Source organism: Clostridium carnis, from assembly GCF_054657435.1.
This window is the reverse complement of record NZ_BAAHYS010000001.1, coordinates 2,113,390-2,133,100: the sequence shown is the minus strand read 5'-3', so window position 1 is coordinate 2,133,100 and position 19,711 is coordinate 2,113,390. Positions and strand designations below refer to the sequence as shown.

At 26.0% G+C, this 19,711-nt stretch carries 17 protein-coding genes and 1 other annotated feature (1 of these 18 cut by a window edge); of the genes, 3 read left to right on the top strand and 14 right to left on the bottom strand.

All coding sequences use genetic code 11. From position 1 onward, the window contains the following. Window positions 1–104, bottom strand: a binding site (T-box leader) (it extends 120 nt beyond the left edge of the window). 151 nt (window positions 105–255) lie between these two features. The 9 genes from ACYQ1T_RS10245 to pdxR all read right to left on the bottom strand — a co-directional run bounded on the left by ACYQ1T_RS10245 (window position 256) and on the right by pdxR (window position 11,386). Further along, window positions 256–1,389, bottom strand: coding sequence for a hypothetical protein (locus ACYQ1T_RS10245; protein WP_459834548.1), 1,134 nt, complete (start codon window positions 1,387–1,389; stop codon window positions 256–258). After that, entirely contained in the window at window positions 1,367–2,800 is a 1,434-nt protein-coding gene (locus ACYQ1T_RS10240; RefSeq protein WP_459834547.1) for a glycosyltransferase family 2 protein, read from the bottom strand. The genes ACYQ1T_RS10245 and ACYQ1T_RS10240 overlap by 23 nt, the downstream gene beginning before the upstream one ends. Beyond that, the gene (locus ACYQ1T_RS10235; RefSeq protein ID WP_459834546.1) at window positions 2,769–3,950 is read right to left on the bottom strand and encodes a HEAT repeat domain-containing protein; all 1,182 of its coding nucleotides are present in this window, start codon (window positions 3,948–3,950) and stop codon (window positions 2,769–2,771) included. Before ACYQ1T_RS10235 ends, ACYQ1T_RS10240 begins: the two co-directional genes overlap by 32 nt. A gap of 19 nt (window positions 3,951–3,969) precedes the next feature. Further along, window positions 3,970–6,120, bottom strand: a complete 2,151-nt coding sequence (locus tag ACYQ1T_RS10230; protein WP_459834545.1) for a glycoside hydrolase family 113 protein — start codon at window positions 6,118–6,120, stop codon at window positions 3,970–3,972. A 24-nt stretch (window positions 6,121–6,144) separates the two neighbouring features. Beyond that, window positions 6,145–7,554, bottom strand: coding sequence for a CotH kinase family protein (locus tag ACYQ1T_RS10225; RefSeq protein WP_459834544.1), 1,410 nt, complete (start codon window positions 7,552–7,554; stop codon window positions 6,145–6,147). 3 nt (window positions 7,555–7,557) lie between these two features. Then, window positions 7,558–8,226 carry a DUF4956 domain-containing protein gene (locus ACYQ1T_RS10220; protein WP_459834543.1) on the bottom strand — a complete coding sequence of 223 codons (669 nt, stop codon included), beginning with the start codon at window positions 8,224–8,226 and terminating at the stop codon, window positions 7,558–7,560. 14 nt (window positions 8,227–8,240) lie between these two features. Continuing rightward, window positions 8,241–8,951, bottom strand: coding sequence for a polyphosphate polymerase domain-containing protein (locus ACYQ1T_RS10215; protein WP_459834542.1), 711 nt, complete (start codon window positions 8,949–8,951; stop codon window positions 8,241–8,243). Window positions 8,952–8,984: 33 nt separating this feature from the next. Continuing rightward, on the bottom strand, window positions 8,985–9,824 hold the full coding sequence (locus tag ACYQ1T_RS10210) for a ComEC/Rec2 family competence protein (RefSeq protein ID WP_459834541.1): 840 nt from the start codon (window positions 9,822–9,824) through the stop codon (window positions 8,985–8,987). A gap of 158 nt (window positions 9,825–9,982) precedes the next feature. Beyond that, complete coding sequence (gene pdxR / locus ACYQ1T_RS10205) at window positions 9,983–11,386, bottom strand: MocR-like pyridoxine biosynthesis transcription factor PdxR (protein WP_459834540.1); 1,404 nt, start codon at window positions 11,384–11,386, stop codon at window positions 9,983–9,985. Window positions 11,387–11,516: 130 nt separating this feature from the next. Between pdxR and alr the strand changes: the two genes are divergently transcribed. Further along, window positions 11,517–12,674 carry an alanine racemase gene (alr, locus tag ACYQ1T_RS10200; RefSeq protein ID WP_459834539.1) on the top strand — a complete coding sequence of 386 codons (1,158 nt, stop codon included), beginning with the start codon at window positions 11,517–11,519 and terminating at the stop codon, window positions 12,672–12,674. Window positions 12,675–12,855: 181 nt separating this feature from the next. Here the strand turns inward: alr and ACYQ1T_RS10195 are convergent, their stop codons facing one another. The 3 genes from ACYQ1T_RS10195 to ACYQ1T_RS10185 form a co-directional block, all read right to left on the bottom strand. Next, the gene (locus tag ACYQ1T_RS10195) at window positions 12,856–13,881 is read right to left on the bottom strand and encodes a M42 family metallopeptidase (RefSeq protein ID WP_459834538.1); all 1,026 of its coding nucleotides are present in this window, start codon (window positions 13,879–13,881) and stop codon (window positions 12,856–12,858) included. 195 nt (window positions 13,882–14,076) lie between these two features. Beyond that, window positions 14,077–16,125 carry a YgiQ family radical SAM protein gene (locus tag ACYQ1T_RS10190; RefSeq protein ID WP_459834537.1) on the bottom strand — a complete coding sequence of 683 codons (2,049 nt, stop codon included), beginning with the start codon at window positions 16,123–16,125 and terminating at the stop codon, window positions 14,077–14,079. A gap of 347 nt (window positions 16,126–16,472) precedes the next feature. Then, window positions 16,473–17,141 (bottom strand): hypothetical protein, encoded by a 669-nt coding sequence (locus tag ACYQ1T_RS10185; protein ID WP_459834536.1) that lies wholly within the window; start codon window positions 17,139–17,141, stop codon window positions 16,473–16,475. Window positions 17,142–17,270: 129 nt separating this feature from the next. On the opposite strand from ACYQ1T_RS10185, the gene ACYQ1T_RS10180 reads away from it, so the two are divergent. After that, a complete protein-coding gene (locus ACYQ1T_RS10180; protein WP_459834534.1) occupies window positions 17,271–17,831 on the top strand; it encodes a restriction endonuclease in 561 nt (186 codons plus the stop codon). A gap of 142 nt (window positions 17,832–17,973) precedes the next feature. Here the strand turns inward: ACYQ1T_RS10180 and ACYQ1T_RS10175 are convergent, their stop codons facing one another. Together ACYQ1T_RS10175 and ACYQ1T_RS10170 are read right to left on the bottom strand one after the other, a co-directional pair. Beyond that, on the bottom strand, window positions 17,974–18,366 hold the full coding sequence (locus tag ACYQ1T_RS10175) for an HsmA family protein (protein ID WP_459834532.1): 393 nt from the start codon (window positions 18,364–18,366) through the stop codon (window positions 17,974–17,976). Window positions 18,367–18,470: 104 nt separating this feature from the next. Further along, window positions 18,471–18,908, bottom strand: a complete 438-nt coding sequence (locus tag ACYQ1T_RS10170) for a MarR family winged helix-turn-helix transcriptional regulator (protein ID WP_459834530.1) — start codon at window positions 18,906–18,908, stop codon at window positions 18,471–18,473. Between the two features lie 163 nt (window positions 18,909–19,071). Here ACYQ1T_RS10170 and plsY point away from each other — a divergent pair, with 163 nt between their 5' ends. Next, window positions 19,072–19,662, top strand: a complete 591-nt coding sequence (gene plsY, locus ACYQ1T_RS10165) for a glycerol-3-phosphate 1-O-acyltransferase PlsY (RefSeq protein WP_459834528.1) — start codon at window positions 19,072–19,074, stop codon at window positions 19,660–19,662. The last annotated feature ends 49 nt before the right edge of the window (window positions 19,663–19,711 follow it).

The following is a 19,711-nucleotide window of genomic DNA, read 5'->3' as shown; positions in this document are numbered from 1 at the left end:
TATAGCTCCAGAGCTTCTTTCTATAATATTAAATACTAGGCTTCCACCATTCCTAGCTCTCTTAAATTTAAAAATTATATACTCTTCTCTTTCAATGCCACTTTATTTAGTTATACTTTATATTAACCTAAATACAGTAACATTATAACTTTACTATTGATTATTGTAAACAATATATAATAAAATTATTGCTTTTTGCTATACTATTTTTTTATGATTCTATTTAATATTCATATCTTATAATTGAAACTAATATCACTTCATATTAATATCTTCTAGTACTTTATTAAAAAATGGATAAAAGCATTTCCAATAAAAATTTCTATTACTTATACTGTTATCTAATGATAGTTTATTCATTAATTTAGCATAATACTCAATTTTATAATTTTTCATTATTTTATTATTATCTGCTGCATCACAAGCAATATAATAAGTTGTATAATCTGATGAAGTTTTAATAAAAGCTGGGTACTCGCTATCTAAATTATATTTTTCTAAAACTTCTTTTCCCTCATCTGTAACATCAATATTGAAATTTCCTAATACCTCTGTTTTATCTTTAGGCTTTACTATTTCATACCAATAATAATATTTTATATTACTTTTAACTTTATATTCTTTTTCTGCATTATCTGTAAAATTTACTGTTACATAATTTAAGTTTAAATGTTTTTTATCTTCTAAAACAAATACTGTTCCATCTTCATTTACATAAATAATTCCAGTACCTATTTTATCCCATTTTTCATTATACTGATTTTCATAAGCATTTATTATCCAACTTGGGACTTCTCCTACATTTAAACTTAAATCTTTAAAATATCTAGCTCTCCAACCTGTCCACTCTACTCCAAATAAATCCGTAGCCTTCTCTCTTTCTTCTTTACCTGTTGGTGAATTAAAAATATTAAATTCTCCTATTATTGTTTTTCCTTTTTTCACTTTATCTATAGAATTTAATTCATCAAGTGTAATTCCTCCATATGATAAGTTTTTATAATTTAACTCATCTATCTCATAATCACTACTATGAACGCCATATGTGTCAGATATATAAATTAAATCCAAATCTGAATCAAGTTCTTTAGGTAATTCTTTTATATGAAAATTTTCTTTTTCTTCTTCATTTAATTTATATGGAAAAAAGCCATAATAATCTTTCTTAAAATCAAAGGAATCATTAGTATATTCATTTATTATTTTTTTATTATTTAATATCCACATAATATTCTTATGTTCACGATAATCATTAGTTGGTACTGTTTTATCTATTATTAAAGCTTTAATATTACTACTACTTTTAAAATACCATATATAAAAAGGACTTGTAATTATTAAAACTACTAGTAAAATAAGTATTATTTTAGATAACTTCTTTATTTTCATATATATTCTCATCCTCACCCATACTAACTCTTGTAATTTTTCCCCATTGATATCTGTTCTTTTTATAGTTTATAAATGCACTTAGTCTATATATAGAGCATAATTGCCTAAAGCCCATCCCCTCGATGATACTAACTAAATATAATGTTAATCTTGTTTTTCTTGGTGTAGAATAATCAAATAAAAAATCATTTAAGGTTAATGAAACATATGAAACTATTACATTGTAGAATATAAATACAAATAAATATATAAGCATAAATTTAAGATTCATAACCCCCATAAAGTAAGCACACCCTATTGATATAAGTCCAAAAATTTCAATAAAAGGTGATATTACTTCAAATATTAGATAATAAATATATGAAATAAAGCTTAAAGCTCCATACTTTGGATTTAAAAATATATATTTATGTTTCCAAATACTTTGAATTAATCCCATATGCCATCTTCTTCTTTGCTTTTTAAGATCTGAATATTTTTCTGGAACTTGAGATAAACATATAGCGTCTGGAACATATGAAATTTTATATTCCTTTTTATTTTTTAAACAATAAGTATGCATCTTTACTACTAGTTCCATATCTTCTCCAACAGTTTTAGAGTTATATCCTCCACAAGAAATAACTAATGACTTATTAAACATTCCAAAAGCCCCTGATATTATCATATTTAAATTAAATTTATTAAAAGCTACTCTTGAGGCTATAAATACTCTTATATACTCAACCATTTGAAATAATACTATAAGCTTCTTTGGAGTACTTTCTTTTATAATTTTACCATCTTTTATAGTTAATCCATTGGCTACCTTAATACTTCCCCCTACAGCAATAGTTTTATCATCTTCTATAAAGGGCTCAACTATTTTTAATAGTGAATTTTTTTGTAATACAGAGTCTGCATCCAATGAAATAAATAACGGAAATCTACTAACATTTATACCCATATTTAAAGCATCTGCTTTTCCGCCATTAACTTTATTAACTAAAACTACTCTTACATTATTGATTGTATTTTCATAAATAGATATAACATCTTGACATTCTACTTGCTTTCTTATTGGAGTAACTATTCTTTGAAGATTAAACTCTTTTTTAACATACTCCTCCGTCTTATCTACTGAACCATCATTTATTATAACTATCTCATACTCTGGATAATCTAAGCTTAATAATGATTTTATACTATTAATAATAGTAACATCTTCATTATATGCCGGAACTAATATTGAAATAGGTATATAATTCTCTTTCTTATTTAGTGATATGGATGAAATAAATTTTCTCTTTTTTATAAACTTCTCAATATCAAATGAAGATAATAAAGTTGTAACGAAGAAAATTATTGCATAAATAAACATATAATAAAAAAATATCTTATTTAAGATTATAACTATATTCTCTATCAATGCTTTTCACCTCTACTTTCTCTAAATCACTATTCTCTTTATTAAAGGTTGTATATTCATCATAAGTTATAAGCTTTTTATTAAATAAAGTATATATCATTATATCTCTTGCATATTTATCGCTAGAATTTATTACTTCTTTTATTAATTCCTTATTATCTTTTAGTGAAATTATAGTCATTGCAGAATTATATCTTACAAACCAGTTACTATCCCCTACTGAATTTATCAGTGATTTTCTGACTTTATTATTATCATAGTTTAACGCTATCTTTGCAGATATTGCACGTATTTCCCATTTCTCATCCTCTAATAAATCCACAATTTTATTATTCATTTTTTCATATTTAACATTACCAAAATACTTTATCTTAGCTAAGTCATTTTCTAATTCATCTATATTACTTTCTATAGTTTCTAAAAACTCTTCTGCCACATATTCGTATTTTATATTGGTGAAATGTGTAATAACCAACCCTTTTATCCTATTAGAAAAGTTATTTAAATTTAAATGTAATTCTTTATTAAATAACTCTTTATCACCTTCAAATATATCCATAGAATCAATTATTATCTTATCATTAATATATATATCTTTTTCTGATATAACTCTTAATGCATAAATAAACTCATTTATATTTCCAATTTTAGAAAGTGACTTTAATGAATTTACTCTTATATAAGTTGATTCGCTATTAATATTTTCTAATAATTGATTTATAATTTTCTCATTTTTATATCCATATTCTCCATATAAATATATTTCATGTGAGTATTTAAGGTAGTCAGATTTATCTAAATTTATAAACTTTTCCAAAAAGAACTTTTCAAAAAAGGATAAATACATCGTTATCTCAGTATTTATTTTATTATCTTTTCTAAGTTCAATTATTTTTTCATTAAAAGCTTCCAAATATATTTTATCTTTTAGTTTTCCTGTTATATCATTTATTTCTTCACTATCTATTTCCTTTTTATTTTTAAGTTTTCTAATATGATTTTCTATAATTGGATTTAAATATGTGCTAATCTTTTTTATTTTTTTAGTAACTATCTTTTTATAAATTTTAGAGCTTAACACAAAAATTATAATACTTAACATAACATACATTAATATAGCTATTGTAATAATAGCCATTTTAATACTCATACCCCTACTCCCCTTTACTTTATTTATTATTAAACATATCTTTAACAGTATAATATGCTGGTTTTAACCTTTCATGATATTGAGGTATATCCCACTTATCCCAAGAATAGGATTTCATTTTGCTATTATAAATATTTTCATTATTATTTTTTATATTTACTCCTGCATATATTTTATCTATATTTATAGGCTTTGGATTTAATAACTCAACGTAATCACCAGCCACTAATTTTTTAGATGGATCATAAAAGTTTAACAACTGCCATGGAATTCTAAGTTCTATATCTTCTCCATTTATATAAAAATCCGATAAAGAATTATAATCTACACTATCAATATTTCCATTACCATAAACTAGTTTTCCGCTTTCATAAATTTCCTCTTCTTTAATTATTTTTTCCTTTGTATCTTTCAAGGTTATATCAACTTTTTCCATTAAAAGTTGATATATATAATTAAAGCTATCCATATCCTTTGAAATATTTTCACTATAATCGCTTTGTGTTTTGGGTAAAGTAGATAATTTATATCTTAAATAATTATAATAATCATGAATATATACTCTGGAATTTTCTTTACCGTTAATCTCAACTATAAAATCTACTGGCCTATCAAATTCTAATGAAAATAAACTACTTCTCTTTGCTCCCGAATTTGGAGTTATATCTAATGGAATATAGATTTTTTCATTTTCTATATCAAAATCCTTAATATTTATTCTAAAGTAAAGATATCTTTCATCACTATCAATATAGAGCTTAACTTTTTCATCTTCTACTGTTGCTTTTTTATTTTCCCATTCCTCAACATTTCCGTCTGGATATGATTTAGTTTTTTCTTTACCTGGATCAAAAGCTAATAATCCATAAAACTGTTCATTTGTTTGTTCATCGGACCAATATGCAGCTCTCTCTAAATCTACTAGCTCATTTGTATTCCAAGATCTTTTAAACCATTCATCTTGCCATGAAAATACAACAGCTCCTGCCATATTCTCTTTTAAAATATCTTCATATAATTCCCTTATTATTTCCGCTTGTTCATTTTCACTTAAATTTCCTTGGTCAAAACCTCTTGTTACATCAAAATGTGCTATTCCTCTTGAGCTTGGAACACCAAATTCCGTTACTATTACTGGTATATTATGATGATTATTTATTTCTCTTAAATAAGCTCTATAAGAATTTTTTCTTCCTTCATCATCTATAAAATTTACATACTCAGGTTCCATATTTAAGAAGTTTGGGTAATTTGGATAAATATGATATGAGGCAAACATTCCTGTTAAGAATTTTTCTGTACCCTTTATTTTATCAACATCTATTTGTGAAATATTATTTTGGTCTTCAGGTTCATATCTATGAATAATTGGATCAGTTGGAGGCCAATTTGCAAAAGCTATTATTCTTTGCTTTCTATACTTTTTAGTTTCATATTTTACTGCATAATCTCCTATTTTTGCTAAAAAAGCTTCAAATGGACTTCCTTCTTCTAGATAAATGTATTCACCTTTATATGAGTTTACTTCTTCATTAAATAAATCTGTTCCATGAACAAAATATCCTTCCCACTCGATTCCAAGTATAAAACCTAGAACATATTTAGATATATCATATTTATATTTTCCAGAGGCATGAGTATCATTATCTGGTATATATCCATTTCCATGAACAACATCGATTAAAGAAGTAATATCTCTTTTTACATTTTCAATTATTTTAGGATTATATGCATCCATAGTTTCTTTTATTGAATTATCATTTACCCACATCCCATGTATTACATATAAAGGATTCTCTTTGTTTTCATTAAATTCATATAGTGCTTCATAAAACTCTGGTGCTAAAATTGTATAGACTCTTATAACATTTGCATTCATTTCTTCAATTAATTTAAACCATCTTAAATACTCTTCTTTTGTAATTTTAAACTCATTTGGAAAATATCCTGGCTTCGAAGCCCCTAAATTTACTCCTTTAATAAAAATTTTTTCCCACTTTCCATTTTTATTAAATAATATATCTTTTCCTTCTGTCTTAGTAAAATACTCTATTTTATCACTTTTAGGTATCATCTTTTGCTTGTCCCAAAAAATGTACAATATACTTCCTAAAAGTGATATAACTATAAGAACTATAATCGATTTCTTTAAAAACTTCTTTATGGACATAATAAGCTACCCAACCTTTATATTCTAAGGCTTTACCTTATATATATTTTCATCCATCCACTTTCCTCTTTCTGAAATAAACTTTTTCATTGCAATTATTTCCTCTTCATAATTTTTAGTAGCTGGATTATCTGGATTTGGCCATACATTTTTTTCATATACCTCTGGCCATCTTTTAAAATTTCTATCTATGGATTCACCTAATTTGTTAACTATTTTATCTATTAATTCAAATAAGTAATCATCATTTAAATAAGTTTCCCTAAGTTCTCTATATTTTGAAACAAAGTTTTCAACGAAATAATCATCTCTAACTAATTGATCAAACCAAGGCATACTTTTTAGTTCAAACCCTTCAACTGAAGAAGCTTCACTATAAGTTGCATTTCCCATTGAAAAATTATAATCCCATACGGGTCCAGCTTTAAGCTTTCCCCCTATTTCCTTATAATAAAAAGCACTTCTAGATCCCTGGTCAACATTTCTAAAAAATTCATTTATGACTGCATAAGTTGCAAAACTTTCAACATCAATATAATTTCTATATCCAAGCTCTGGATCGGTGTAAAATGCTGAATACATTCGCTTTTCTATAGTATCTACATCTTTAGTAATGTAATCTAACTTCTCTTTTGTTAACTTTTCATTAGATGGATATACACATATTAATTCATTTGTATATCTCCCATTGTAATCAACTTTCAATCTTTGTGAAAAAGTATCTAATACTAAATCATCATCTTTAACTGAATCTCTTAAAATTATATAGCTTGTTTCATCTAGATAGGATACTGTTTCAGATATATTAACTCTATTTTTATCTCTTTTTATCTTTTCTATCATTAAATATAAACCAATATAATCTTCTTTTTTTAATGACTCCTCACTATTACTTGTCTTTAAAAACACCTCACAATATTCTGTTCTAGGTGCATATGGCATTATTTCTTTACTAACATTGTAAACAATATAATTTCTAATTAGAGATTTATCCATATAAGGGCCATTTAATACCCAGCTACTCTCTTTTGGCATACCTAATATCTCTTTATTTACATTTGCTCCATCTTCACTAATTAAATTTATTGAGTATTGCTTTTTAGGTACTTTAGCTGTGGTATTTCCTCTTATCTTAATCATTGATTTCACTTCTAAAGTTGGCTTGTCTTTTAACTCATTATAGTTTTTATAACTATCATATACCTTTAAATCTGCTTTAACTAAGTTTTCTCTATTTAACTCTTGTCCATTTGTATCTATTACTATAATAGGTAAATGTGTTTCAAAACTTATATCTTCATAGTTATCTTTATATACAAAGTTGCTATCTTCTTTATTTCTTAATCCAAATACATATATTATAGTTATTAAATTTACTATAATAATACCTATTAATCCAATAATCTTCCATTTAGACTTATAAATATAGCTCATTATTTATCCCACCATTTCTCCACTTTGTGATACTAAATTAATTGTAGCTATATCCTTTAAACTATTTAATTTATTAATTACTTTTATTTCTTCATCTCTTTTTAGTTTTACTTCACATATAATTTCCATACTTTCCTTAGATACATTTCTTGACCTTACTCTGTAATACTTTATTTCTTTAAATACAGTTGAATATATTTCTTCTTCTACTGATGTTTTCCCTCTTATAACTAATAAGTACTTTTCTGAATTTTTATTACTTATACTAAATATAAATATTATTAATGCTATAAATATGGATCCTATAATAGCAACATCATATATTTCAACACCAGATGCTAGTCCAATTGAAATACTCCAAAAAATATATACAGTATCTCTTGGATCTTTTACTGCTGTTCTAAATCTAACAATTGATAACGCTCCTACCATTCCTAGTGACAACGCTATATTACTTCCAATTACCATCATTACAACTGTTGTAACTAATGTCATGATAATTAATGAAAGGTTAAAGTTTTTGCTATATGATACACCTCTATAACAAAATTTATAAGTGATATATATTAATAGTGCTAAGGACAATGCTATAGACATGCTTGTAATAATAGGTAATATTCCTTCCATTAATTCATTATCTGTAATATATTTTAAAAAAGTAGTTAAATTCATATTTTCTTATCTCCCTAAACAAAAAATTCTTCAAATAAACTTCTTGACATACAATATTTACTTATAGATTTTTGAACACAATTACAATTAGATATTAAATCTGTTAACCATTTATATATATAAGCTCCATGCTTTACTTCTAAAACCGTATACGGATATTTAAAAATTGGCTCAATTGCAGGATTTTCCCCAAACAAGTCAAAGTCTGTCTCACTTTTTCTAATGTTAAAATCTAATGTTACTCTAATATCATGAGTTTCATGATAAAATGCTAAACGATCATATTCAACCATTACAACTGGCTTATATAATCGTGATGTCATAATATTATAAAGCTCATTGGCAAGAGGATCATTATAATGAGTTAAAGCTGAATAATCACAATTTATTATTTTTTTTGCATCCTCTTTACTTATTATTAATGTATCTTTTCTTTGATTTATATTTATTTTACGTTTTATTTCTAATTTAACATTTTCATCATTTGTACCATAAATCCTAAGTCGTATCTTTTTTCTAACTTTTTCTCCATTGACTTTACTAAAAAAATCCTCATTATAAATACTATCAAAATAAAGACCTCTAACTTTATATCCAAATTCTCCATTATGCTTATCAGTATTAAGTGTTGAACTTAATGCTGATAATAAGTAATGTTTATGATACTCATTAACAAGATATTTAAGCTCTTTTCTTTCAACTTTTAACACATTATTTTTTCCCAAATAAGTATCACCTCTTTAAAATCAACTTAAGTGTTATTGACTAATATCAATATCTATACCGTTAGATATTATGTTAATTTCTCCATTTCCAGTAATAAAAACTTTAGACTTTATACTCTCTAAATCTCGTATTACCTTCTCCTCTGGTAACCCCTTTTCATTATTCTTATCACAAGTAATAATAGAAATTTTAGGTTTTACCTTATTAAAAAATAAACCTGAAGCTTTATTTCCTCTACCATGATGTGGAACTTTTAAAACATCACTTTTAATATCTCTATTTTTCCCTATTAAATCCATTAATGAATTTTCTTTAGCATCTCCTGTAAATAAAAAGCTATTTTTTCCATGTTTTAATTGTAAAATTAATGAATTGTTATTTTCATCCACGTACTCCCTTAAAGGACCAATAAATCTTATACTAATATCTTTTAATATAATTTCCTCTTCTACACTTGGAACATGGATAGTAATATTTTTATTTTTCATAGCATCTTGTAACTCTTTAAACTGCTTAGAATCATACCATTCATAAGAACTTATTACCTTTTCAACTTCTAAATTATTAACTATTATATCTGCTCCCCCAATATGATCTTTATCTGGGTGAGTTAAAATAAGATAATCTAATTTATCTATATTAAGTTCCTTTAATCTTAATAAAATATTTTCACCATCTTTATCTGTTCCAGTATCAATTAATATATTAAATTTATTATTTTTAATAAGAATACTATCAGCCTTTCCTACTTGAAAAAAATAAACATTTAAATTATCCAGTTTAATATTTTTATCACTACATCCAATAAAAAATATTAGCATTATAAAAATATTAATAAGTATTATTTTTTTTATCTTAGTTATTCTTTTCACTAAATCCTCCATTTTAAAGCTATACTGTTAAACTTTGATTTTTTTCTTATTCTTTAACACAATTTAATTATATCTTAACATAAACATCATTAAATTGTGATTTTGTAAATTAAATTATTAATTTATTTACTTTTTGTTAATATATATAATTTATACTTTTACTCAAACCATACACTTTTTAATAAAATTATTGCCTCTTCTAAATTTTCTTCTTCTAAACTTGCATAACCTAAAAATATAGTTCCAAAATATTTATTATCTAATTCTCCCTTATATGAATTAGATATTCCTAATACCTTTATCTTAGCATTTTTTGCTTTTTCAATTAATTCTCTTTCACTCATTCCATTATTAACTTTTAATAATAAATGTAATCCTGAATTTGTACCTATTATCTCTGTATTTTTAAAGTTATTTTTTATTAATGTAACTAATTGTTCTCTTTTCTTTTTATATATGTTTCTCATCTTATTTAAATGTCTTTCAAAATACCCATTTTCTATAAATCTACATAGTCCTTGCTGTTCAATTCTTGATACTGTACAGGCATAAAAGCTAAAGCTTCTTTTATATTTTTCTAATAAACTTTTAGGTAATACCATATATGCTATTCTCATTGATGGTGCTAAACATTTAGAAAATGTTCCTATATAAATAACCTTTCCATTTCTATCAAGACTTTGCATTGCTGGAATTGGTTTACCATAAAATCTAAACTCACTATCATAATCATCCTCTATAATATATCTATCCTCTTTTTCTTCTGCCCAATTTAATAATTCCATTCTTCTACTAATAGGCATAATAATTCCTAGCGGAAATTGATGTGATGGCGTTGTATGAATAATATTCGCTTTACTTTTTCTTAATTTATCCACATTTACACCTTGATTATCAACATCTATACCAATAGAATTTATTCCGTGAGTTTCTAATATTTTTCTTATTTTAAAATACCCTGGATTCTCTGTAGCATATATATTTTCTCTTCCTATTAAATTTATTAATATTTGAAATAAATATTCTGTACCGGCTCCTATTACTATTTCATCTGCATTTGCAACTACACCTCTTGAGTAGTGAATATAATTTGCTATACTTTCCCTTAAATTTAAATCACCTTGAGAATGCCCTATTTGTAACAAGTTTTTATTTTCTTCAAAAATAATATCCTTTATTATTTTTCTCCATATAGTATAAGGGAAACTTTCTAAGTCTATCCTGCTTGACAAAAACTCATACTTATATGAAATTTTATTTATATTATTTTTTTCTTTTAATTTATTACTTTTTCTATTAGACTTTAAAAATCCATTTATTTCACATACAAAATAACCTTTTTTAGGTTTAGATATTATATATCCCTCTGCTACTAACTGCTCATATGCAGCTTCAACTGTATTTAAACTTATCTGAAGATATTTAGCTAATTTTCGCTTTGATGGTAATTTACAATTTGATTCTATATTCCCTTTTTGTATTTCAGCCTTTATAAAATTATAAATTTGCTCATATAAAGGTATTTTGCTATTATTATTTAAAGTTATTGTAAGTATATCCATAAAATTCTCCTTCTGGTATCATTAAATTTATAAAAACTGATACTATTAACACTATCAGTTACTTGATATAATAGTATCAATGAATTTACTTTTTAGTCAATTAACAAATAATAACAAAGGAGTTTTAGTAATGAACTTATTACATCCTGTTTGGGTTGAAATTAATTTAAATAATTTTATATATAACTTAAATCAAATAAAATCTCATACTGTTAATAGTGAAATCATAGGAGTTGTTAAAGCAAATGCTTATGGTCATGGAGCTGTAGAAATTTCTAAGGTACTTCTTGAAAATGGTATAGAAAAGCTAGCTGTTGCAAATGTACTTGAAGGAATTGAGCTTAGACAAAATAAAATAGATTGTCCTTTAATGATTCTAGGAATTAGTGAAGATATTGCTATTGATAGCATAATTAACTATTCTATGGAGCCTACTGTTTCTAGTTATGAGTTTGCATATAACCTTAATAAAAGAGCTAAAGAATTAAATAAAATTATTAATATTCATATAGCTCTTGATACAGGTATGGGAAGAATAGGATTTAGAAAAACTAAAGAAAGCATTGATGAAATAACTAAAATTTCTAATTTGGAAAATTTAAAAATAGTTAGTGGGTTTTCTCACTTTGCTAAAGCTGATTCTAATGATAAAGAATATTGCTATAAGCAACTTGAAAATTATGATTATTTTATTAATGAGCTTAATAATAAAAATGTATGTTTAGGAAATAAGAACTTCTGCAATAGTGCTGGAATTATTGATTTACCTTTAAATCATTACAATAATGTCCGTCCTGGTATTATTTTATATGGCTATTATCCATCAGATGAAGTAAGAAAAGAAGTTATTGACCTTAAACCTGTATTAACTTGGAAAACTAAAGTTCTTTATATTAAAGAAATAGATAAAGATGAATTTATAGGTTATGGAAACTCTTTTAAGTCTACTAGAAAAACTAAAATAGCTACAATTCCTGTAGGCTATGCTGATGGTTATTCTCGTGGATTATCAAATAAAGGTAAAGTTATTATTAACGGACAACTTGCTCCTATAGTAGGAAATGTTTGTATGGATCAATGTATGGTTGATATAACTGATTTAGATAATATTAATTTAGGTGATGAAGTTATTTTACTTGGAAATGATAAAAAAGTTAAATTTGACGGAGATGATATGGCTAAACTTCTTGGAACTATTAATTATGAGTTATTTTGCTTAATTGGAAGAAGAGTTCCTAGAGTTTACTTAAAAGATAACTTAGTTACATTAGTAGCTCATCAATTTTAATTATTACTATGTTTTTAATCTAAATTTTATAAATAGTCATAAGCAAATGGGACAATTTTAAAATTGTCCCATTTAATATTTAATTTATATATTTTCTATTATTTGTACTTCTAGCAATGAAAAATGAGATTCAATTTCTAAATCCCACTTCTAAGTTATTACCGTAAGTATTTTTTATTGCCTATTTTAAGTATTCTATAAGAAGCTTTATAGTATTTTCTAAAGCATCATAATGAGTTCTTTCCATACCATGTGATGCATGAACACCAGGTCCTATAAGTGCTCCCCTTATATCATTTCCGCCTCTTAAAGCTGCTCCTACATCTGATCCATACATTGGATATATATCTACTACATAATTTAAATTATTTTCTTTTGAAAGCTCTACTAATTTAGTTACCATATTATAATCATATGGACCACCTGAATCTTTTGCACAAATTGATACATCATATTCACTGCAACTTAAATCATCTCCAATACATCCCATATCAACAGAAATCATTTCTGTTATATCTTGTGGTATATATGAAGCTCCATGTCCAACCTCTTCATAAGTTGATATTAATATTTTAGTTGTATATGCAGGCACTATTTTTTCTCTACTTAAAACTTCTAATAGTCCCATAAGTGCTGCAACACTACCCTTGTCGTCTATAAATCTAGATTTTATAAATCCACTTTCAGTAATAGTGGTCTTTGGATCTATAAATATAAAATCTCCTAGACAAATTCCTAAGTTTTTAACATCTTCCTTAGACATTACTTTTTCATCTATTCTTACTTCCATATTTTTAGGATCTCTAGGTTTATCCTTAGCATCTTCATAAACATGAACAGCAGCGCTAGTGCTTAAAAATGTTCCTGTATATATTTTCCCATCCCTTGTTCTTATTTTGCAATACTCTCCATCTAATGTAGGCACTATTGGTCCACCTATTAGAGTAAACTTTAACGTTCCATTACTTGTAATTGATCTAACCATAGCTCCTAAAGTATCTACATGAGCAGATAGCCCAACTACCTTCTCATTACTTTTTCCTTCTATAGTAATAATTCCACAGCCTTTATTAGTTGTTTCAAATTTATATCCAAAATCTAAAGTGATTTTTTCTATAAGCTTCATTATGTCAAAACAAAACCCACTTGGACTATCAAATTCTAATAAATTTTTTGCAGTATTTAAAATAAAATCCTTATTAATCATCTCTTTCTCCTCCTAATATTAATGTTTTATTGTAAAATTTTGATACCTTGCTATATCATTTCTTAATAAGCTACTTTACAGTATAGTAAAATTTTTACCTTTATATTTAGTTTACAACATTTTAATAAAAAGTAAAAATAAATTCTAATTACATAAAAAATAAGTAACCATTTTACTGATTACTTATTTTAAAAATTATTTCTTTTTTAATCTTAGCTTTGCTGGACCTCTGCTTTTGCTTTTTGATTTTGGAGTAGTTCCTTTTCCTCTAAAATCTTTTTCAGCTAACTTTTCTCTATTTCCAGCTTTTCCTCTAGATTGTTCTTGTTTTCCTCTACCTTTAGCACCTTGCTTATTATCTTTATTTTTATTCTTAGATTTACCTTTATACCCTGATCCTGATGATGAACCTTGTGCTCTTTTCATACTAGCTATATATCTAGTTTCTTTTGATTGTATTAAACACTTTGGCCCATTTCCTATAAGGTCTTCTCTTCCAGCCTGCATTAATGCATCATAAACTAAATTATAATTCTTAGGATTTTTAAATTGAAGAAGTGCTCTTTGCATAGCCTTTTCTTCTCTTGTTCTAGGAATATAAACCTCTTCCATAGTTAAAGGATCTAATCCTGTATAGAACATAGTTGTTGAAAGCGTACCTGGTGTTGGGTAAAAATCTTGAACTTGCTCTGGTTGATATTTAGTATCTCTTAAATATTCTGCAAGCTCTATAGCTTCTTTTAATCCACTACCTGGATGACTTGACATTAAATAAGGAATTAAGTATTGCTCCTTACCTAATTGCTTATTTATTTTAAAGAACTTTTCTCTAAACCTATTATATGTATCACCTGCTGGTTTTCCCATATATTTTAATGCATTTTCAGCTACATGCTCTGGTGCAACCTTTAATTGACCACTTACATGATGTTCTACAAGTTCTCTAAAGAATGTATCGTTTTTATCTGCCATTATGTAATCATATCTTAAACCTGAACGAACAAAAGCCTTTTTAACCTTTGGAAGTTTTCTTATTTTTCTTAATAATTGTAGATACTCTGAGTGATCTACTATCATATTTTTACATGGCTTTGGTGTTAAACATTGCTTATGTTTACATGCTCCTAAAGTAAGCTGTGTTTTACAAGCTGGCTTTCTAAAGTTTGCTGTTGGGCCACCTACATCATGTATATATCCTTTAAAGTCTTTTAAATTAGTAATTTCTACAGCTTCATCTAAAATTGACTTTTCACTTCTACTTTGTACAGCTCTTCCTTGATGGAAAGTTATTGCACAAAATGAACAGTTACCAAAACATCCTCTAGAGCTTACTATACTAAATTTAACTTCTTCTATAGCTGCTATACCACCATCTTTATCATATATAGGATGACAACTTTTTGCATATGGAAGTGCATATACTTCGTCTAACTCTTCTCTTGTTAATGGCATTTCTGGCTTATTAACTACAACATATCTATCTCCATGCTTTTGTACTAGCTGTCTTCCTCTTACTGGATCTTGTTCGTCATATTGTACTTTAAAGGCCTCTGCATATTTTCTTTTATCTGCTACTACTTCCTTAAGACTTGGTATTTCAATATAATCTCCATAAAGTTCATCTAAAGAATCTACTATGTAGCATGTTCCATTAACATGTCTTATGTATTTAGCTTCAAATCCATCATTTAACGCATTTGCAACTTCAACTATTTGCTTTTCACTCATTCCATATATAAGTAAATCTGCTCCACTATCTATAAGTATTGAGTTTCTAACATTGTTACCCCAATAGTCGTAATGAGCAAACCTTCTAAGGCTAGCTTCAATACCACCTATTGCAATATTAACATTTTTATATGCTTCTCTTATCTTATTACAGTAAACAATTGTCGCTCTATCTGGTCTTAAACCCATTTTCCCACCTGGAGAATATAAATCCTTATCTCTTCTCCTTTTACTTACTGTATAATGGTTAACCATAGAATCCATATTTCCGCCATTTACTAAAAATCCAAGTCTTGGTCTTCCAAGCTTCATAAAATCTTTAGTACTATGCCAATCTGGTTGTGGAATTATTCCAACCTTATATCCTGCATGTTCTAATACTCTTGATATAATTGCTGTTCCAAAACTATGATGATCTATATAGGCATCCCCTGTAACTATTATAAAGTCACATTGCTCCCAACCTCTTTCATTCATATCCTCTTTGCTTATTGGTAAAAATGTATTATTTGTCATCAAATCACCTGCTATCTTTATTAATAAAATAGTATCCTACTTATTTTCACTCTTTCTGTTTAATGATTATAACATTTTAATTATAATAAAATATACATTTTATTGATACTTTTTATATTTTTTAATGGTTTTTGTGTAAATTGCACCCACAATATTATTATATTATATCCATCTACCACTTGATTTTCTTTTTATATTTCTAATTTTCTTGTTTCCATATTGTTTTATTATGTAAAATTAATACCTTTAAGCATTAACATTTATAATAAGTTAATGCTTAATTTAGGCTAAATGATTTAACATTCTCTTTTACCTAAATATATTTTTCATAAAATATATTATTATATTTACCGTCTTTTTGAACTCTTTTTACCACTCCTTCTATTATTCATATTGTTATTGTTTTGAGACATATTATTTTGAGGCATATTATTAGGATTATTATTCATTGCTCCAAATAGCATATTTAATGGATTATTTTGTTGTGCTCCTTGTGTACCTTGTTCCTGATTTCCTTGTTGATTATTACCATTCATTAACATGTTTATTAGTTGATTCATATCTATAGAATTATTCATATTATTTGACTGTGTAGTATTTCCAGAATTTCTATTTTGTCCTCCTTGTCCACTCATACTATTCATAAACATTCCTAAAGGATTATTTCCCATATTATTCATTGGATTATTATTATTCATATTCATTGGATTATTTCCACCCATTAACATACTTAATAGCTGATTCATTCCATTTCCATTATTCATTCCATTGGAACTGTTTGATCTATTAGGATTATTCATTCCTCCCATTAACATACTTAAAGGATTATTTCCCATGCCACCCATTTGATTTCCCATTCCTCCCATAGGATTTCCACCTGGCATCATTCCACCTAATAGCATATTTATAAGAGGATTTCCTCCCATAGGGCCACCCATACCAGAGCCTCCACCCATAGGGTTTCCTCCCATTGCACCGCCCATAAGACCATTTAAAAGCATATCCATCATTTGCATATTGCTTCTCCTATCTAAATTATTATTACTATATAAGTATTTTTAAACTATTATATTTGTTACTAATTAAAAAAATTTAATGTTTAAAAAAACTATATTAGATAATAATTACTAAGGAGGTGATATTTAATGAATATATTTGAAATAAGTATAATTATGATTCTTTCTATAATAGCTCTTAAAATTGCTGCACCACTTATAATAAGAATTACATCATATAAAGAAAATAAAATTAAATTTAATATAAACATAAAAAGAGAAAGCATCAAAAAAATGACTGATTTAGAGTTTGAATATTTCTGTAAATGGTTGTTTGAAAATGATCCTAAATATATTGACGTTGAACTACCTCCAATATCTAATGATGATGGAGTTAATTTAATCCTTACTTCTACTGATAAATCTAAAATATACGTAGAGTGTAGAAGACATAATGTAGATTCTAAGGATAAAGATTTTGTAACTAGTCGACTTATGTGCGAAAGATTGGTTGGTGCTATGGTTTCTAATAATATAAAAAAGGGGATTATTTTAACCACTGGTAATATTAATTCAAATGCTTTAAATTATATAAATAAACTTAGAGCAAATACTAATATTAATTTAGAAATATTAACAGTAGAAGGTATAATTAAAATTCTTGAAGAAAGACAGGATAATAATGAATATTCAATAGCTATAGAAATATAATTACTATATTAAAAATCTCTTTAAACGCAAAAAAGCTCTTTATTATAGAGCTTTTGTACTTTATCTTTATACATTAATTGAAATATTCTTATAAACTTTTAAATTTATACTGTGATTATTTTATATGTCAGTATAAATATTATTACATCATTCCTATAATTGCACCTATTAAGTATGGAACTAACCAAACTATCCAAACTGCAATACTAAATTTATGGAATGCAACCTTTTTATTTTCATCATTTTTATATAATACCCATGTTGCCCATACTGCATGAAATAACATTAATATTATAGCTAATAATCCTGTTATTCCATGAATCATTTGAGATGTAGCTGATATGTTAGCTGCTCCTGATTTAGCAATACTACTCATAATAGTTGTTCCTGTAGTATCAAATACTAATCCTAACCAAAATATTATAACATGCTTTTTATTTAAACTTTTTGCCCTTCTTTCAGCAAATACACCTATTGTGTAAAATATAAGTGCTAATGTTATTGTTACTATTGCAAAAATTAATTTTGTATCCATAAAATCTCCTCCAAAATATATAATAATTCGCATAAGAACTATTTAGTTCCTATGCGAACTATTATATATTTTATAAGATATCTTGTCAACTTTAAATTTATTTTTTATTCACTTTGTTTTATTTTATCTCTTAATTTTCTAAGTTCCTCTCTCATTACTATAGCCTCTTCATCAGTAAAGTTTGCAAATATTTTATCAAAACTTTCGTTTATTTTATGTCTAAACTCCATTGCAAATTCTAATCCTTTTTCTGCAAATTTAACATATGTGTTTCTCTTATCTCCACCATGTTTAACTTTTTTAATATAATTTGCAGCTTCTAATCTTTGAACTATACCAGATACTGTTGCTTTTGCTAATGACATTTCCTCACATAGCTCTGAAATTGTTACCTCACCATTATGAGCAATAATTTTAATAACCATTATTTGCTGATATGTTAAGCCACTATCTTTTAAACTATCACTTATTATATGTGTTGTACTTGAATATATATCTTTAATTAACATTGCAATTTCAAATGAATCAAATTTCCCCTTCATTTTGTCACTTCCTTATATAATTAAAATACTATTTCTGAATTTTATAATATTATCATTATATTTTAAAGTCAACTATAAAGTATTTTTTCCTTATTATACTTGAAATAATTCTTATTTTTAAATATTATTAAGAGAGGTAAATCTACATATTAAGGAGTACATTATGATAACTTTATTAATTTTATTTGGATATATTATGGGATCTATACCAAGTGGCTATATTTTAGTTAAGAAATATCGTTCTATTGATATAAGAAAGTTTGGTAGTGGAAATATCGGTGCTACTAATGTAAAAAGAGTTGCTGGTAAAAAATTAGGTTTTATTACTACAGTTTGTGATATGGCAAAAGCTCTTATTCCACTTATAACTACTGATATACTTTTACATTTTGAAATTATAACAATAAATAGAGCTTTAGCATTAACTTTAGTTGGAGTATTTGCTATTTTAGGACATAACTATACAGTATTTTTAAAGTTTAAAGGTGGTAAAGGTGTTGCTACTACTGTTGCTGCATTTGCCTATATATTACCAATTCCAATGATAATATCAGCTTCTGTTTTTTTAGGTCTTAAGCTTTTTACAAAAATAGTATCAGTTCGTTCAATGATACTTGGTACAACCTTATTTTTATCTACTTTACTTTTAGGGTATAATAAAATTTATGTGTATGGTACTTTAATATGCTGTATTTTAATTTTTTGGAGACATAAAGCAAACATAAAAAGGTTATTAAAAGGAGAAGAAAAATAGATAAATATTTTTCTTCTCCTTTTAATTAATTTATATAATTTAAATTAAT

Coding starts and splice junctions, on each gene's coding strand:
- ACYQ1T_RS10245 (WP_459834548.1), bottom strand. CDS start 1,389: ATGAAAATAAAGAAGTTATCTAAAATAATACTTATTTTACTAGTAGTT.
- pdxR (WP_459834540.1), bottom strand. CDS start 11,386: ATGGATATACTTACAATAACTTTAAATAATAATAGCAAAATACCTTTA.
- ACYQ1T_RS10235 (WP_459834546.1), bottom strand. CDS start 3,950: ATGAGTATTAAAATGGCTATTATTACAATAGCTATATTAATGTATGTT.
- ACYQ1T_RS10220 (WP_459834543.1), bottom strand. CDS start 8,226: ATGAATTTAACTACTTTTTTAAAATATATTACAGATAATGAATTAATG.
- ACYQ1T_RS10225 (WP_459834544.1), bottom strand. CDS start 7,554: ATGAGCTATATTTATAAGTCTAAATGGAAGATTATTGGATTAATAGGT.
- plsY (WP_459834528.1), top strand. CDS start 19,072: ATGATAACTTTATTAATTTTATTTGGATATATTATGGGATCTATACCA.
- ACYQ1T_RS10230 (WP_459834545.1), bottom strand. CDS start 6,120: ATGTCCATAAAGAAGTTTTTAAAGAAATCGATTATAGTTCTTATAGTT.
- ACYQ1T_RS10195 (WP_459834538.1), bottom strand. CDS start 13,881: ATGATTAATAAGGATTTTATTTTAAATACTGCAAAAAATTTATTAGAA.
- ACYQ1T_RS10170 (WP_459834530.1), bottom strand. CDS start 18,908: ATGAAGGGGAAATTTGATTCATTTGAAATTGCAATGTTAATTAAAGAT.
- alr (WP_459834539.1), top strand. CDS start 11,517: ATGAACTTATTACATCCTGTTTGGGTTGAAATTAATTTAAATAATTTT.
- ACYQ1T_RS10185 (WP_459834536.1), bottom strand. CDS start 17,141: ATGCAAATGATGGATATGCTTTTAAATGGTCTTATGGGCGGTGCAATG.
- ACYQ1T_RS10190 (WP_459834537.1), bottom strand. CDS start 16,125: ATGACAAATAATACATTTTTACCAATAAGCAAAGAGGATATGAATGAA.
- ACYQ1T_RS10180 (WP_459834534.1), top strand. CDS start 17,271: ATGAATATATTTGAAATAAGTATAATTATGATTCTTTCTATAATAGCT.
- ACYQ1T_RS10175 (WP_459834532.1), bottom strand. CDS start 18,366: ATGGATACAAAATTAATTTTTGCAATAGTAACAATAACATTAGCACTT.